The organism is Nocardia sp. NPDC050435 (assembly GCF_040655395.1).
In the GTDB taxonomy this organism is placed as follows: domain Bacteria; phylum Actinomycetota; class Actinomycetes; order Mycobacteriales; family Mycobacteriaceae; genus Nocardia.
Genome location: NZ_JBFAJW010000002.1, coordinates 617,934 through 632,948 on the forward strand (window position 1 = coordinate 617,934; position 15,015 = coordinate 632,948).

Annotated in this window: 14 protein-coding genes; 7 read left to right on the forward strand and 7 right to left on the reverse strand. The window is 69.0% G+C overall.

Features of this window, described 5'->3' with window-relative positions; genetic code table 11:
• Positions 1-289: 289 nt before the first annotated feature.
• Entirely contained in the window at positions 290-2,230 is a 1,941-nt protein-coding gene (locus AB0I43_RS07220; RefSeq protein ID WP_357431507.1) for an acyl-CoA dehydrogenase family protein, read from the reverse strand.
• Between the two features lie 129 nt (positions 2,231-2,359).
• Complete coding sequence (locus tag AB0I43_RS07225) at positions 2,360-3,541, reverse strand: AAA family ATPase (RefSeq protein WP_357431509.1); 1,182 nt, start codon at positions 3,539-3,541, stop codon at positions 2,360-2,362.
• Between the two features lie 112 nt (positions 3,542-3,653).
• On the opposite strand from AB0I43_RS07225, the gene AB0I43_RS07230 reads away from it, so the two are divergent.
• The 4 genes from AB0I43_RS07230 to AB0I43_RS07245 all read left to right on the forward strand — a co-directional run bounded on the left by AB0I43_RS07230 (position 3,654) and on the right by AB0I43_RS07245 (position 5,851).
• A complete protein-coding gene (locus AB0I43_RS07230; RefSeq protein ID WP_356971992.1) occupies positions 3,654-3,911 on the forward strand; it encodes a hypothetical protein in 258 nt (85 codons plus the stop codon).
• A gap of 337 nt (positions 3,912-4,248) precedes the next feature.
• Positions 4,249-4,827 carry a C40 family peptidase gene (locus AB0I43_RS07235; protein ID WP_356971993.1) on the forward strand — a complete coding sequence of 193 codons (579 nt, stop codon included), beginning with the start codon at positions 4,249-4,251 and terminating at the stop codon, positions 4,825-4,827.
• 9 nt (positions 4,828-4,836) lie between these two features.
• On the forward strand, positions 4,837-5,229 hold the full coding sequence (locus tag AB0I43_RS07240; protein ID WP_356971994.1) for an RNA-binding S4 domain-containing protein: 393 nt from the start codon (positions 4,837-4,839) through the stop codon (positions 5,227-5,229).
• 97 nt (positions 5,230-5,326) lie between these two features.
• Entirely contained in the window at positions 5,327-5,851 is a 525-nt protein-coding gene (locus AB0I43_RS07245; RefSeq protein ID WP_356971995.1) for a hypothetical protein, read from the forward strand.
• Between the two features lie 3 nt (positions 5,852-5,854).
• Here the strand turns inward: AB0I43_RS07245 and AB0I43_RS07250 are convergent, their stop codons facing one another.
• The 3 genes from AB0I43_RS07250 to AB0I43_RS07260 all read right to left on the reverse strand — a co-directional run bounded on the left by AB0I43_RS07250 (position 5,855) and on the right by AB0I43_RS07260 (position 8,564).
• Entirely contained in the window at positions 5,855-6,946 is a 1,092-nt protein-coding gene (locus tag AB0I43_RS07250) for an RNA ligase (ATP) (RefSeq protein WP_357431511.1), read from the reverse strand.
• 68 nt (positions 6,947-7,014) lie between these two features.
• A complete protein-coding gene (locus AB0I43_RS07255) occupies positions 7,015-7,443 on the reverse strand; it encodes a DUF4189 domain-containing protein (protein ID WP_356971997.1) in 429 nt (142 codons plus the stop codon).
• Between the two features lie 149 nt (positions 7,444-7,592).
• A complete protein-coding gene (locus tag AB0I43_RS07260) occupies positions 7,593-8,564 on the reverse strand; it encodes a nitronate monooxygenase family protein (protein ID WP_356971998.1) in 972 nt (323 codons plus the stop codon).
• Between the two features lie 217 nt (positions 8,565-8,781).
• Between AB0I43_RS07260 and fadD5 the strand changes: the two genes are divergently transcribed.
• Positions 8,782-10,353, forward strand: coding sequence for a fatty-acid--CoA ligase FadD5 (fadD5, locus tag AB0I43_RS07265; RefSeq protein WP_356971999.1), 1,572 nt, complete (start codon positions 8,782-8,784; stop codon positions 10,351-10,353).
• 38 nt (positions 10,354-10,391) lie between these two features.
• On the forward strand, positions 10,392-10,997 hold the full coding sequence (locus tag AB0I43_RS07270) for a cysteine hydrolase (RefSeq protein WP_356972000.1): 606 nt from the start codon (positions 10,392-10,394) through the stop codon (positions 10,995-10,997).
• Here the strand turns inward: AB0I43_RS07270 and AB0I43_RS07275 are convergent.
• A complete protein-coding gene (locus tag AB0I43_RS07275; protein ID WP_356972001.1) occupies positions 10,957-11,583 on the reverse strand; it encodes a helix-turn-helix domain-containing protein in 627 nt (208 codons plus the stop codon). The genes AB0I43_RS07270 and AB0I43_RS07275 overlap by 41 nt on opposite strands.
• 105 nt (positions 11,584-11,688) lie before the next feature.
• On the opposite strand from AB0I43_RS07275, the gene AB0I43_RS07280 reads away from it, so the two are divergent.
• Positions 11,689-12,378 carry a methyltransferase domain-containing protein gene (locus AB0I43_RS07280; protein WP_356972002.1) on the forward strand — a complete coding sequence of 230 codons (690 nt, stop codon included), beginning with the start codon at positions 11,689-11,691 and terminating at the stop codon, positions 12,376-12,378.
• Here AB0I43_RS07280 and AB0I43_RS07285 read toward each other — a convergent pair.
• Entirely contained in the window at positions 12,375-14,750 is a 2,376-nt protein-coding gene (locus AB0I43_RS07285; protein WP_357431604.1) for a lysylphosphatidylglycerol synthase transmembrane domain-containing protein, read from the reverse strand. The two genes, AB0I43_RS07280 and AB0I43_RS07285, sit on opposite strands and share 4 nt — an antisense overlap.
• Positions 14,751-15,015 lie beyond the last annotated feature (265 nt).

The window sequence follows — 15,015 nt, forward strand, 5'->3', positions numbered from 1 at the left end:
CTGTGGCGCGTCGACCCAGTGGAGCTTTTGCCCGGTTGTCGATATACATTGCCGGTCCGTTAGCCGGTCATACCTGCCGTTATGTACGCGTTGTGCAACTGACGCGGTAGATCGACATCGCTCGGCCGAGCCGGAACACAGGTGTCTATCAGGCGATCTTGGATTTCATCTAGACAGCCCTAGATTCTGGTGTCGGCATGGGGAGGGCCCGCACCCGGAGGTGCGGGCCCCTATATCGAGTGTCTACAGATATCTAGTAGATACTTAATATTGCCGAATACTTACCCGATTACGTCGTCCGTGTCGTCGGCAGGAACGGATTGAGCAGGTTGGGTTCAGTGGAGGCGCCCACCTGCCATTCCGCGATCCACGGCCCGGTGCCCTCGCTCGGATCGAACACGCCGCCCTCCAGCCAGCTGTAGCGGCCGTCCAGCACGCCGCGGGTGACCGCGCCGTCCTGATCGTCGGTGTTGTCCCAGAGCGCGCCGAACAGTTTGCGCACCCGGACCCGGGACTGCTGGCAGAAGGCGTCGGCGAGTTCCGCGGCGGCCGCGCCCTCGGGCGCGTCGCGCAGCGCGTGCGCGCGCACCACTGCGGCCGACATGGCGAACAGTTCGGCGCCGATGTCGACGATGCGGCCGAGGAAGCCCTGCCGGTACTCCAGGCTCGCCTGCCAGCGGCCCATGGCGTACATCAGCGAGCGGGCCTGCTTGCGGGAACTGCGCTCGATGAAGCGCAGATGCTTTGCCAGCGCGCCGAATTCGCTGTACGTCGCCGGCACGGTGCCGCTGCCGACGGCGAGCTGCGGGAACCACTTGGCGTAGAAACCCGTCGCGCCGACAGCGGCTTTCGCCTTGTCCTTGAGCTCGGCGTTGCGATCGACCAGCGCGCCGGCGGCGGACATGTGCGCGTCGGCCATCTCGCGCGCGATGAGCAGCCGCATGATCTCGCTGGAGCCCTCGAAGATCCGGTTGATTCGCAGATCGCGCACCAATTGTTCGGCGGGAACGGCACGTTCGCCGCGCGCGGCCAGCGAGGCGGCGGTCTCGTACCCGCGCCCGCCGCGGATCTGGACCAGCTCGTCGGCGATCGCGCAGCTCATCTCGCTGGCCCACAGCTTGGCCAGCGCCGCCTCGATCCGGATGTCGTTGCGGGCCTCGTCGCACATGGTCGCCGACAGGTCCAGGGCCGCCTCGAGGGCGTAGGTGGTCGCGGCGATGAAGGAGATCTTCTCTGCCACCGCGGCGTGCTCGCCGACCGGGCGGCCCCACTGCACGCGTGCCCCGCTCCACTCCCGGGCGATCTTGAGCGACCACTTCGCCGAGGCCGTGCACAGCGCGGGAATCGCGAGGCGGCCCGCGTTGAGGGTGGTGAGCGCGATCTTGAGGCCGTCGCCCTCGCGCCCGATGAGATTGCGCTTGGGCACCCGCACGTTGTGCATGCGGGTGACGCCGTTCTCGATGCCGCGCAACCCCATGAACGCGTTGCGGCGCTCCACGGTGATGCCGGGGGAGTCGGCCTCGACCACGAACGCCGAGATGCCGCCGCGGCGGCCCTCGCTCTTGGGCACCCGGGCCATCACCACGAGCAGTTCCGCGACCACGCCGTTGGTGGTCCACAGCTTGACGCCGTTCAGCTCGTAGGCCTCGCCGTCCGCGGTGGGCGTCGCGGTGCTGGCCATGCGCGCCGGGTCGGAGCCGACGTCGGGTTCGGTGAGCAGGAACGCGCTGATCGCGCCGGCGGCGCAGCGCGGCAGGAACTCGGCCTTCTGCTCGGGCGTGCCGGCCAGCTTGAGCGGTTCGGGCACGCCGATGGACTGGTGCGCGGACAGCAGCACGCCCAGGCTGGCGTGCGCCGAGCCGACCAGCATCAGCGCCCGGTTGTAGCCGACCTGGGAAAGCCCTTGGCCGCCATAGGATTCCGGGATCTTCAGGCCGAAGCAGCCGAGTTCGGCCAGGCCCTTGACCACCTCGTCCGGGATGCGGGCCGAGGCCTCGATCGCGGCGCCGTCGATGCTTTCGCAGAACGGGCGCAGCCGGTCCAGGTAGGCCTCGGTGCGCGCGGCGTCCGCGTCGTCGGGCCGGGGGTAGGGGTGGATGAGGTCGAGCCGGAAGCGGCCGAGGAACATCTCCTTCGCGAACGAGGGTTTGGCCCAGCCGGTTTCGCGGGATTCCTCGACGAGCGCGCGGGCCTGTTCTTCGGTGGCGTCGACTTTGGCGGTGGTCGCCATGATGTTCCTCCTCTGGAGGTGATCAGCGTCACATCCGAGTGTAGGAACATCGGTTACCCGCCGGTAGGCAATTGCCCGAGATTTCTAACGATCTCTAATGATCTTGGTAGACAAGCGAATACGTGGTTATCAGACGCTGCGCAGATAGCGCCCGAAATGCGGGACCGTGAAGCCGATGGTGCCCCGCTCCGCGGAGTAGATCAGGCCCTTCTTGATCAGCCCGTCACGCGCGGGGGACAGCGAGGCGGGCTTGCGGCCCAGTTCCTGGGCCACCGCCGCCGTCGCCACCGGGCCGTCGTCGCCGGACAGGTCGGCCATGGCGCGCATGTACTCGCGCTCGGCGGGCGTCGCGCGCTCGTAGCGGGAGCCGAAGAAGCCCACGGCCAGTTCCTCTTCCGCGGTCGGCGCCGCCACCTCGACGTCCTCGGCGGTGATCGGGCTCTCCGGCGCTTGGTCCCAGGCGGCCTTGCCGTAGGCCTGCACGAAGTACGGGTAGCCGTCGGCCTTGAGGTACAGCGCGTCCAGGGCCTCGTCGGTGAACTTCACGTCCTCGCGCTGCGCGGGCGCGATCAGCGCCTGATTCGCCGAATCGCGATCCAGGCGGTCGATGCGGTGGTAGCTGAACAGCCGTTCGGAGTAGCTCTTGGAGGCCGAGAGCACCGCGGGCAGATGCGGGAGCCCGGCCCCCACCACGATCAAAGGCGCGGCGTCCTGGCTCAATTCGTGGCAGGCGCCGCAGATGGCGGAGATGTCGGCCGGGCCCAGATCCTGCATCTCGTCGATGAAGATCGCGATGCCCACGCCGATATCGCCGGCCAGGGCCGCGGCCTCCTTGAGCAGTTCGACCAGATCGATCTCGATGTCGCCGGAATCCGCGCGCCCGGCGATCGCGGGCACGTCGATGCCGGGCTGCCAGCGCTCGCGCATGCCTTTGTCGGCGGTGGAGCGCAACGCGAAAGCCTTGAGAATGCCGAGGAAGTCGTCGACCCGCTCGGGATTGCGGTGCGCCATCGCGACCGCGCGCGTGGCCATGTGCAGCGCCGAGGACAGCGGGCGGCGCAGCTCCTGATCCGGGCGCGCCTCGATCTTGCCGGTGCCCCAGCCGCGGGTGACGGCGGCCGAGCGAAGCTGGTTGAGCAGCACCGTCTTTCCGACGCCGCGCAGACCGGTGAGCACGACGCTGCGCTCCGGACGGCCGCGCGCGATGCGTTCCAGCACGATGTCGAAGGCGGTGAGCTGCTTGTCGCGCCCGGCTAGTTCCGGTGGGCGCTGGCCGGCTCCGGGAGCATACGGATTCCGCACGGGGTCCATGCCCTAACACCGTAGCGCCAGAAGTCCGTAATCTCTCGGGCTCTCTACGAAGTCTTCTAGACGTAACTATTTTGTCCTTGTATTCCCAACGGAACTCTTTACGCTGAGGCCGGTGTCCGAGGAAACCGCGCAGACAACCGCCGAAGTCGTCGAGTCCTGGCATGTCCCGGCCGGGGCCACGCAGGCGGAGCTGATCCGCTCCAACATCCTGGTCGCGATCCAGCAGGGGTACGACGACCCGCAACTGGTGGCGGATCTGGCGGTCGGCCCCTTGGTCATGGCGCTGGGCAAGCTCGAGGTCGGATTGGCCGAGGCGCGCCGCCGGATCGCCGAACTCGAACGCGCGCTCGCCGACCGCGATTCCCGCTAGCGGTTTCGGTAACGGGTCCGGGCCGCCTGCGATATCCAGTCGTGACCCCTCGTGTCACGGCGTCTGGACACCTCGCATCCTGGGGTTTTGCTGCCGCACAAGAACATGCGCCGCTGTGCGCTGGACAACATCGGGTCGGCACCGTAATCTTCTCGTGACTTAGTGGAGTCTGTCGCTTCGTAAGAGAAGCGGCGCCACGAAGTCACCATCAATCGGTCGTCGGGGCTTCTGGGTCCCCGGTTGGTGGTGGAGTATGAAACGGAGACTCAGCTCGGTGGGTAGACACAGCTTGCAGCGGGAATCTCGGGTTCCGAATTCCGTCAAGGGCGCCATTGTGATGGGCGCTATCGCAACGACCGGCGCGATGCCAGCCATTCAGGCGCAGGCCGCGACGATCAACGTCCCCGGCATCGGTGACTTCGATGTCCCAGTGCCGCAAGAGTTCGAGGCGCAGGCCCAGGATCTCGGCAAGCAGCTGGGTCAGGCCCTCTCCTCCGTGCCGCAGGCCTCCATCGGCACGCTTCCCGCGGCGCCGCAGGCCGGTCTGGGCTTCTTCCAGGCTCCGACGCAGACCGCCGCCGACATCGCGCTCGACGCCGCCAAGACCAAGGTCGGCGCCGCGTACTCGTGGGGCGCCTCGGGCCCGTACAACTTCGACTGCTCCGGTCTGGTGCAGTGGGCCTACAAGCAGGCCGGAATCGAACTGCCGCGCACCAGCTTCGAGCAGTCGCACGTCGGCGCTCCGGTGGCCTTCCAGAACCTGCAGCCCGGCGACATCGTCATCACCAACGGCGGCGGCCACGTCGGCATCTACGCCGGCGACGGCAAGCTGCTGAACGCGGTCCAGTCCGGCACCCCGGTGTCCTACACCCCGCTGCGCCCTGACCAGGTCGTCACCGCCCGCCGCGTCATTTAACTTGTAGGGGTGCCCCCTACCGAACGGATTGCTCCCGCCCAGGCCCGCGTCGACGCGTGGACCTGGGCGGTTCGTCTTTTCAAGACCCGTTCGGCGGCCGCCGAGGCCTGCCGGGGTGGCCATGTCCGCGTCAACGGCACCGCGGCCAAGCCCGCCCAGACGGTGAAGCCGGGCGACGAGATCCGGATCCGCGGCGGCGGTCTCGAACGCATCGTGATCGTCGAGCGGATCGTCACCAAGCGCGTCGGTGCTCCGATCGCCGCGCAGTGCCTGATCGACCGCAGCCCGCCGCCGCCGTCCAAGGAATTGCTCGCGAGTCAGCCGATCCGCGACCGCGGCTCGGGCCGGCCCACCAAACGCGAACGGCGCGAAACCGATCGTCTCCTCGGTCGCGCCGAGTAGCCCGCCCCGGCGACACAGCCGCTGACCGCGATTGCCGGGTTCCGGCGTGCGGCAGGAGAAGAATCGCTCCCGACTGCCACGCCGAAGGAGCCGGATCTTGGGAGAGTTCGTCGCGTACAGCCCGGAAGAACTGCGTCTGCACGCCCTGCGCCAGCGCGACCCGGAGTTCACCACCTGGCTCGCCGCGATGGACGACGACCTGGCCCGGCTGGCCCGCGACGACGTGCCCGAACTCGGCCCGCAACCCTGGGGCCGGGCCCAGCTGCCGATCCTGGAACAGGCCCTGCTGCGCCATTTCCCGGCCGGTGGGCTGGCTCCGACCGTCGCGCAGTACACCCTGTTCGAGCGGTTCGCCCGGGGCGCCGGCCACATCTTCGCCAGCACGCTGGACGGCACCTGGGTCTACGCGACACCGGTGGTCGCGCCCGGGGCGCCCGCCCACCCGGTCGTCGAGGTCCCGCCGTTGCCGGTGTGGATCGACCCGGGCGCGTTCCTCGGCGCGGCGCTGGCCGGCCGCACGGGCGAGATCGTCGCCGCGGCCTACGATCTCGCGGACGCCCAGCACCGGCGGTGGACCGAGGCGGGCCGCCCGGACCCGGAACAGTGGGCCCGGGCGCACTGACCACTACTCGTATTCGGTGCCGCCGTCGCGCAGCAGGTAGGCGTTGGACACGATCTTGCCGATCGCGCGTCCACCCAGCACCGGTGCGTACCGCTCGCTCGCGGGCCGGACCACCAGGCCCTCCCGCAGATGGGCCGCTGTGCCGCTGACGGTCTCGGCGCCCTCGGCCAGGCCGAGCAGCGCCTCGATGTCGTAGGGACCCTCGTACAGCACCGGCGCCAGCGGCACCTCGATACCGAGATCGCCCAGCGTGGCCTCGATTTCGGCCCGGCTCAGCCAGCGCACCGGCTCGGGCGCCGGATCGATCACCAGGTCGAACAGCGCGTAGCCCAGCGTCTCGTCCTGCGCGGCCGTCGCGCCGTAGTGCAGGTCCTGCACGCCCTGGCCGTAGACCTCGCCGAAGAACGCGACGCGTTCGAGATCCAGGGCGGCACTGAGCTTGCGGGCCGCCTCGGCCAGGCCGTGCCGCTGCGCGGCGCGCCAGTACAGGTTGCCCGGGGCGTGCACCAGCGCCAGCGACTGCCCGCCGACGCCCTTGGAGGACACCAGCACTCGGTCACCGTCGCGCAGGTAGGTGACCAGGCACGCGGTGCCGTGGACCTTCTCGGTGGCGACCACCGGCTCGCCGGGTTCGAAGATGTCCGGGTAGCGCTTGATGTTCTCCACGTCGATCCACCGGATCAGCTCCGGCGCGGGCTCCACCTGCCCCGACATCGACACCGGGATCGGCGGTACCCACTTGGTGATTCCGAGCGCCTCGGCGAAATCGGTGCGCGCGGCCTCCGCCGCGGCCAGGTCGGTCCCGGCCAGCGCGGCCGGCCGGCACACGATGCCCTGGGAGACCTCGCCGCGCAACCGCACCGTCTTCACCCGATTGTGTTGCGCGCCCGCCAGTTTCCCGGTCAGGCCGAGTTCCGCGATCAGCGCCTCGGGCAGGCGGGCCTGCTCCGGGATGTAGAGCGCGTAGTCGCCGGTCGTGAATTCGCCCTTGGCGACGACGGCGCGGAACAGGCCGACCTGGGCCAGCTCCAGCCGGTCCGCGTTCGGATGTGGATGGACGACGAGCTTTTCGACAGTGACGGACAGCGTGGACATGAGCATCCCCTCCCAGAAGATCGGGTCAGCCTACGAGTCCGTCACCCCCGCGGTCCACGGGTTTTCGGTCAGTCCGGGACGCCGGAGCAGCCCGAGATCACGATGTGCGGCTGCTTGGGCGCGGCGCTGCCGAGGTTCGGGAACGGCGGCGCGAGCGGGCCGAGCTTACGGATCGCGTCCTGTTCCGCGACCTGCTTGCGGGGGCCGTAGCCGACCTCCCAGTTGTCGTCGGTCTCCACGAGCGCGGCGCACTGATCGCGGAACCGCGCGACGATCTCGCATTCCGAGCCGCCGCAGATTTCGAGCGCGGAGGCGTCCGAGGCCGCCCAGTCCGGGTAATTCGCGGACAGCCGGACCGCGCCGGTGTCGAAATTGACCGCGATCGAGCCGTAGTAGCTGCCGTCGGCTCCCGGTTCCGCCTGTGCCGCCCCGGCCCCGGCCGTGGCCAGCGCGAACGAGGCCGCCGCGAGCAACGCTGCTTTGCGCGCCAATGACATTCAAGTACTCCCACTGCAGAAGAAAATCCCGACCCGGCGAAATCATTACCGAGTAATCCGATTTGTCCAAAAGGGCCAAACTGATCGGTATGTACGCCCTGGTCGGGTCTTCTGTCAGGTTCGACCTGAAAGGTTCATCCAGCAGTCGATCAGGCGACCAGCTCGGCCAGGCGCGCCTTGATCAGTTCCTCCGCCTCGCCGACCATCCGCTCGATCAGCTCCGCGCAGGTGGGAATGTCGTGGATCAGGCCCTGCGCCAGACCCGCCGACCAGATGCCCGCGTCGAGGTCGCCCTCTTCGAAGACACGGCGGCCGCGGGCGCCGGAGACCAGCTCGCGCACGTCCTCGAAGGTGCCGCCGGCCTTCTCGATCTCGACCACCTTGCGGCTGATCTCGTTGTCCGCGACGCGGGCGGTGTTGCGCAGCGTGCGGAAGATCAGCTGGGTGTCGAGTTCGGAGTTCGCGACGATCTGTTCCTTGACCTTCTGGTCGATCGAGGATTCCTGGGTGCACAGGAAGCGGGTGCCCATATTGACGCCGTCCGCGCCGAGGGCGAGGGCGGCGACCAGGCCGCGGGCATCGGCGATGCCGCCGGAGGCGACCATCGGAATGTCGAGCGCGCGCGCCGCCGCCGGGATCAGGATCAGGCCGGGGATGTCGTCTTCGCCCGGGTGCCCAGCGCATTCGAAGCCGTCGATGCTGACGCCGTCGACGCCGATCTTCTGCGCCTTGAGCGCGTGCCGGACGCTGGTGCACTTGTGCAGCACCTTGATGCCGGCCTCGCGGTAGTAGGGCAGGAACGGCTCGGGATTGCTGCCCGCGGTCTCCACGATCTTCACGCCGCTGTCGATGATCGCCTGCACGTATTCCGCGTACGGCGGCGGGTTGATCGAGGGCAGGATGGTGACGTTCACGCCGAACGGCTTGTCGGTCAGCTCCCGGGTGCGCGCGATCTCGTTACGCAGCTCCGCCGGGGTGGGCTGGGTGAGCGCGGTGATGAAGCCGAGGCCGCCCGCGTTGGCGACGGCGGCGACGAGCTCGGCGCGGCCGACCCACATCATGCCGCCCTGCACGATCGGGTGTTCCACCCCGAAGGTCTCGGTGAACCTGGTACGCAGCATCGCGCTCTCTCCTGTGTGTCGCTGATCGCCGTTCGCCTAGATGGTGACACGTTAGTCGACCCATCGACAAGAAGTAAGTGAGCCGTGGTTCGCACTAAAACTGTCAATTACGTCGTATTCCGGCACATCAATTCGCTCTTGCTGCTCAATTAAGTTAGTTGTTATTCTCGTCTCAGTCGGCCCCGTTCAGGTGGGCCGCCGGCGAGGAGCTCAACTCATGACCATTGGTGCCCAAGCGCTCGACGAGCCGATTCGTTCGCGGCGCAACCACTGGAACAACCAGATCGCGACGCACGCGCTGATGCGCCCCGACGCGGTCGCGCTGCGGTTCCGTGGCCAGGACACCACCTGGGCCCAGCTGCACGCGCGCTCGGAGAAGTTCGCCGACGCGCTGGCCCGGCGCGGCGTCGGCTTCGGTGATCGGGTGCTGCTGCTCGCGCTGAACTACCCCGAGTACCTCGAAGCCGTGTTCGGCATCAACGCACTCGGCGCGATCGCGGTGCCGGTGAATTTCCGGCTCACCCCGCCGGAGGTCGCCTACATCGTCGGCGACAGTGGCGCGAAGGCGATCGTCACCGATACGGTGCTGCAGCCGCTGGCCACCGCGGTGCAGGCGCAGGCGCCCGCACTGCAGACCTGCGTCGTCATCAACGGCGTCTCGGGCGAGGGCGTGCTCGGCTTCGACGAGCTGCTGGCCGAGCCGGGCGAGCCGCACACCCCCCTCGACATTCCCGAGGACACCCCCAGCCTGATCATGTACACCTCGGGCACCACCGGCAGCCCGAAGGGCGCCGTGCTGTCGCACGCGAACATGAACGCCCAGGCCCTGACCTGTATCCGGGCCATGGACATCACCCCCGACTCGGTCGGCTTCTGCACCTCGCCGCTGTTCCACATCGCCGGATTGGGCAGCCTCGCCCCGTATTTCCAGCTCGGCGGCAAGACCGTGCTGCATCCGCTCGGCGCCTTCGACGCGACCGAGTACCTGGACGCGGTGGAGAGCGAAGGCGCCACCACCGCCTTCTGTGTGCCCGCGCAGTGGCAGTTGATCTGCGACGAGCCCACCGTCAAGCAGCGCAAGCTGGCGCTGAAGATGCTGAGCTGGGGCGCGGCGCCGGCCTCGGACACGGTGCTGCGGGCCATGGCCGAGTGCTTCCCGGAGGCACAGAACGTCGCGGTGTTCGGCCAGACCGAGATGTCGCCGATCACCTGCGTGCTCGAGGGCAAGGACGCGATCAGCAAGCTCGGGTCGGTCGGCAAGCCGATCCCGACCATCCAGACCCGCATCGTCGACGACGAGATGAACGACGTCGCGCCCGGCGAGATCGGCGAGATCGTCTACCGCGGGCCGACGCTCATGCAGGGCTACTGGAACAAGCCCGAGGCCACCGCGGAAGCCTTCGGCGGCGGCTGGTTCCACTCCGGCGACCTGGTGCGCCAGGACGCCGACGGCTTCGTCTACGTCGTCGACCGCAAGAAGGACATGATCATCTCCGGCGGCGAGAACATCTACTGCGCCGAGGTGGAGAACGTGCTGTTCGCGCATCCGAAGATCCGCGAGGCCGCGGTCATCGGGCGCGCGCACGAGAAGTGGGGCGAGGTGCCCGTCGCGGTGGTCGCGCTGGCCGATCCGGCCGCCGAACTCACCATCGCGGAGCTGGAATCGTTCCTCAACGAGAACCTGGCCCGCTACAAGCACCCGAAGGACCTGGTCGTGGTGGCCGAGCTGCCCCGCAATGCCAGCGGCAAGGTGGTGAAAGTCCAACTGCGCAAAGATTATTCTTCCTGAACTGTGCGCCAGCGCGGTCGATGCCGCATGATCGGCCCATGGCTACTCCCCGCATCCGCGCCGCCGTGCTCGGATTGCACTGGCAGGTGAATGTGGTTCGGCCCGAGGGCTTCTTCGGGCCGATGCTGGCGGCCCCCGTCGCGCGCAGCGGCGTCGTGCGGCGGGCCGTCGCCTTCCACGCGGGCGCGCTGGAAGCGGGCGTGCCGGTGGTGTTCACCCGGTTCACCATTCCGATCGGGGAGGGCGAGCTGGTCCGCAACACCGGATTCATGCGTTCGGTCGCGGCCGGGCAGACCGATTTTCGCCCGGTCTCGGCCGGGGCGCAGACGATTCCGGAGATGACGGGCCGGTACACGGTGGCCTTCGACAATCAGAAACTGTCCGGCCTGGCCGGCAGCAAGATTCTCGAATGGCTCGCCGACCACGAGATCGACACCCTGTTCCTGACCGGGGTCGCCACCAATCTCACGGTCGAGCAGACCGCCCGGCACGGGACCGATCTCGGGTTCACGGTGCACGTCGTCACCGACTGCGTCACCGCAGCCTCCCCGGAGGCGCACGCCGCGTCGCTGGCGAATCTGGAGCTGGTGACCGCGGGCAGTCTCACCTCGGCGGTGGCGCTGGAATTGTTGCGCCGCCGCTGAATTCGCGACCGGCGGCGCGCAGCCCGGGGCCCGCCAGCTGGTTCAGCCGCCGGTACGCCTCGCGCGGCGGGGTCGGCGGATCCTGCTGAGCGATCGCGCCGAGCAGGCCGACCACACCCCAGGACAGGAACGTCACGGTGGCCGCGAGCTCGGCCGCGTCCAGCTCCAGCCGGTCGCCGAGGCGTTCGGTCAGCAGGTCGGCGAGCACCGCCTGGTAGGCGCGCAGCAGGTCGCCACTGCTCTTGCGGCCCAGCCAGGCGCGGTAGACGTCGGAGTACTCCGACGTCAGCCAGAAGATCGTGTACAGCGGGGCCAGGGGATCGGAATCCGGCGGCGACCACTCGCGGTGCGGTGCGCTGCGTTCGGCGGCTGCCAACGCCGTGCGCAGGAACTCGGCGCTGCTCACCACCAACAGGTCGTCCTTGTCGCGGAAGTGCGCGTAGAAGGTGGATCGGCCCACATCGGCGCGTTCGAGGATGTCGCGCACCGTGATCCGGTCGTAGCCGCGCTCGAGCATCAACTCGATCAGGGCGCGGTGCAGCAGTTGCCGGGTGCGCCGGACCCGGCGATCCACGGTCTCGTTCATATCGGCTCCCGAGTTCCGGACAATACCGGGAAAGCTGTCCGGAAACGAACTGTTCGCGCCGCATTGTTCCTGGTGGCCGCGGGCTCGGCGGCCGAGCATCGGAGCATGACCGAAAAACGAACGCCCGCACCGGAACACACCGACGAGATCGGCATCCTGCTCACCGACCCGCGCCGATACCTGCTCTTCCGTTCGGTATTCATGCTCGGCCGCGGCGCCGGGCTAAATCGAAAACTGACCGCGCTCAGCGGCGCGCGGCCCGGCGATCATGTCGCCGACATCGGCTGCGGCCCAGGTGATCTCGTGCGGCGGCTGGCCGAACGGGTCGGCTCGCGGGGCTCGGCGACCGGCGTCGACCCCGCCGCGGAGATGATCCGCTACGCGCGCGCCCACGTCCCCGACGGCCGCTTCGAACTCGCCGCGGCGCAGCACCTTCCGCTGCCCGACGCCGCATTGGACGTGGTGACCTGCACCTTCGTCATGCACCACATTCCGGAGGCGCAGCGCCCCGCCGCGCTGGCCCACATGTTCCGGGTGCTGCGGCCCGGCGGCCGGCTGCTGCTCGCGGACACCCATCCGCGCGGCTTGGTGCTGCCGTCGCTGATTCGCGCCATGGGCCGCTCGGCCGGCCGCCGCACCCACGACCCCGCCGCGCTCGCCCCCGACGCGGACCCGGCCGCGGCCGTCGATATCCGCCGCTATCGGGAACTGTTACGCGAGACCGGCTTCCGGGACATCGAGTTCACCGCGGTCCGCCCGATCACCGGCGTGCTGCACGCCGTCAAACCGCGCTAGATCAGATTGCGGGCGGTCATCCAGCGCATGGTGGGCCAGCCGCAGAACACCGGCAGCCAGCAGGTGAGGACGCGATAGAGCAGAACGCCGGGGACGGCGACGGTCGGCGGCAGGCCGAACGCGGCGAGGCCGCCGATCAGGGCGGCCTCGACCGCGCCGATGCCGCCGGGCGTGGGCGCGGCCGAGGCCAGCGTGCCGCCGATCATGGTGACGATGGTGACGGTGACGAAATTGGCGCCGCCGCCGAAGGCCTGCACGCTGGCCCAGAGCGCACCGGCCATGCCGAGGGTGATGGCGGCCGAGCCGAGCACGATGATGGCGAAGCGCTTCGGATCCCGGGCCAGGTCACCGAGCTCGCCGAGCACCTCCTGCAACTGCGGCCGGACCGAATTGTTCAGCCAGCGCCGCAGTTTCGGCACGAACATGAAGGTGCCGATGACGCCGACGCCGACACCGGCGGCCAGGTAGAGCACGGTGGCGTCGGGCACGAAGTGCGACAGGTTCGCCGAGGTGCCCGCGACCACGCTGAACAACAGCAGCAGCGCGAGGTGGGTGAGCACCTGCACCGCCTGCTGCAGCGCCACCGCCGCGGTGGCCCGCACCGCGCCCAGTCCGCTCTTCTGCAGGAAGCGCACGCTCAGCGCGAGACCGCCGACCCGCGCCGGGGTGGTGGTGGCGGCGAAGGTGTTGGCGATCTGCATGATCACCAGATTCGGGAACGAGGCCAGCCCGGACGCGCAGGCCCACAGCGCCGCGGCGGCGCCGACATAGGTGAGCAGCGAGACGCCCAGGCCCAGCAGCGCCCACCACCAGTTCGCCGATTTGAGCTGGGTGAAGAAGGTCGGCACCTGACTGATGAACGGGTAGGCGACATAGACCAGGCCGATCAGCAGGGCCAGCTGAATGATCTGCTTGCGGCTGAAGCGGGTGATCTGGTCCGCTTCGATCTTGTCCTTGCCGGTCTGCGCGCGGACCTCGTCCCGGGTACCCGTGACCACCGATTTCCAGTCCGGAATGGATTTGCGCAGCCCGGTCGGCATGGCGGTCTTGGTGAGTCGCGGTGAAGCGGCGAGCACCGGCGCCTCGCCGATCGCGTCGATGACGGCCCGTACGGCCACGTCCTTGCCGAAGATCGCGGAGGTGAGTACCAGCAACTGCGCGATATCGGACTTCTGCTGTACTTCCGAGGCCCCGAACTCGGCATTGCCGAATCCGGTGAAGCGGGTGACGCCGTCGTCGCCGAGGCGGATCTCCTCGGGCCGCAGTTCGCCGTGCGCGATCTGACCGCTGTGCAACGCCAGCAGCGAGGTCCATACGCTGGGGAGGTCCGCCACCGCCATCTCGCGCAACGGTCTGCCGCGCGGGACGGTGTGCACGTACAGCATCCACCCCCGATCCAGCGCGGTGACCGCGACCGCGTCCTGGGCGGCCAGGCCGATTTCGCCGGCGGCGATGGTCATCAGCGCGCGATGCTCGACCGCGCGGTGCAGCGATCCGTGCAGGGCGGCGGTCTCGCCGCGGCGGAAGGTCAACCAGCGGAACAGCATCCGCAGCGCGCCGTGGCTGCGCTGGTCCTTGCCGTAGAGCTCGACGTTGAGGGTATCGGTGTCGCCCTCGGTCGCGGCGGCCAGCACCAGGGGCCCGCGCCCGGCCGGGCGGACCACCCGGAACCCGGTCACCGTGTGGCCCCGCCGGGCCAGCACCCGCGCGGCCGCGTCCAGCGGCACCTCCAGCGCGGGCGTGCCCACCAGCCACACGATGATCGCGCCGACCAGCCAGCCGACCGAGAGCCCGAGCATGGCCCGGGCCGGCACCACCGTCGAGACCACCAGGTGGATCGGCGCGAAGAGCAGCAGCAGGATCCACCACCAGCGTCTGGGCTTGCGCGGTAGCCAGGGGCTGGACACGGTGAGCACCGCGGCCAGCATGGCGATCCAGCGGGGATCGTCGAGGAATTGGGAGAGGAAGGTGTCCAGGCGATCCGGGACCTGCCAGTGCCACTGCGGCGCGGCGAGCCCGGTTTCGGTGATCGAGAGCAGCAGCCCGGTCACCAGCGCGGCCGCGGTGTATCCGGCGAGCAGCTTCCACTGCCGGCCGATGATCAACTCGACGAGGATCGCGAAGGGCAGGATCAGGATCAGCACGCCGTAGACGAGATAGACCAGGTTCGACTGGTCCGGGGTCAGGAATCCGACGATCTCGGACACCGACTGCTCCAGGGCCAGCCACTCGGGTCTGGTGATGACCGAGGCGGCGATGATGACACCCAGCCAGGCGGCGGCCAGCACGACGCGAACTATGTCGGTGGTCCGCCGGATCAGCGGCTGCAGCAGGCTGCCCGTGACCGGGATGTCCCGCCCGTCGACTCGCATTCGCATCGGCACTTTCGGATCGAGTGAGCTGCATGCTGCGCTGTGCGGGGGATACCCACATCGAGTGGCGGGCCACCCGGTGGTGAGTATGCAGCAGCCCGCCGGGACGTTCGGAGCCAACACGCCGACGTCCGCGCGGTGATCAGCCTGCCAGAACCGCCGCCGTCGGTCGTAGCCCGGGAGACATTGCCGGCGCGAGCGTGGGTATGCGCCCTTGAAGAACTCTGCCGATGCGCCGACGATCGAGGCGGGTGGGATATTCAGG

Bases quoted from the DNA above. Each gene is read 5' to 3' on its own strand.
- AB0I43_RS07225 (WP_357431509.1), bottom strand. From the start codon at position 3,541: ATGGACCCCGTGCGGAATCCGTATGCTCCCGGAGCCGGCCAGCGCCCA.
- AB0I43_RS07250 (WP_357431511.1), bottom strand. From the start codon at position 6,946: ATGTCCACGCTGTCCGTCACTGTCGAAAAGCTCGTCGTCCATCCACAT.
- AB0I43_RS07270 (WP_356972000.1), top strand. From the start codon at position 10,392: ATGGCTACTCCCCGCATCCGCGCCGCCGTGCTCGGATTGCACTGGCAG.
- fadD5 (WP_356971999.1), top strand. From the start codon at position 8,782: ATGACCATTGGTGCCCAAGCGCTCGACGAGCCGATTCGTTCGCGGCGC.
- AB0I43_RS07260 (WP_356971998.1), bottom strand. From the start codon at position 8,564: ATGCTGCGTACCAGGTTCACCGAGACCTTCGGGGTGGAACACCCGATC.
- AB0I43_RS07275 (WP_356972001.1), bottom strand. From the start codon at position 11,583: ATGAACGAGACCGTGGATCGCCGGGTCCGGCGCACCCGGCAACTGCTG.
- AB0I43_RS07255 (WP_356971997.1), bottom strand. From the start codon at position 7,443: ATGTCATTGGCGCGCAAAGCAGCGTTGCTCGCGGCGGCCTCGTTCGCG.
- AB0I43_RS07235 (WP_356971993.1), top strand. From the start codon at position 4,249: ATGGGCGCTATCGCAACGACCGGCGCGATGCCAGCCATTCAGGCGCAG.
- AB0I43_RS07285 (WP_357431604.1), bottom strand. From the start codon at position 14,750: ATGCGAGTCGACGGGCGGGACATCCCGGTCACGGGCAGCCTGCTGCAG.
- AB0I43_RS07280 (WP_356972002.1), top strand. From the start codon at position 11,689: ATGACCGAAAAACGAACGCCCGCACCGGAACACACCGACGAGATCGGC.
- AB0I43_RS07220 (WP_357431507.1), bottom strand. From the start codon at position 2,230: ATGGCGACCACCGCCAAAGTCGACGCCACCGAAGAACAGGCCCGCGCG.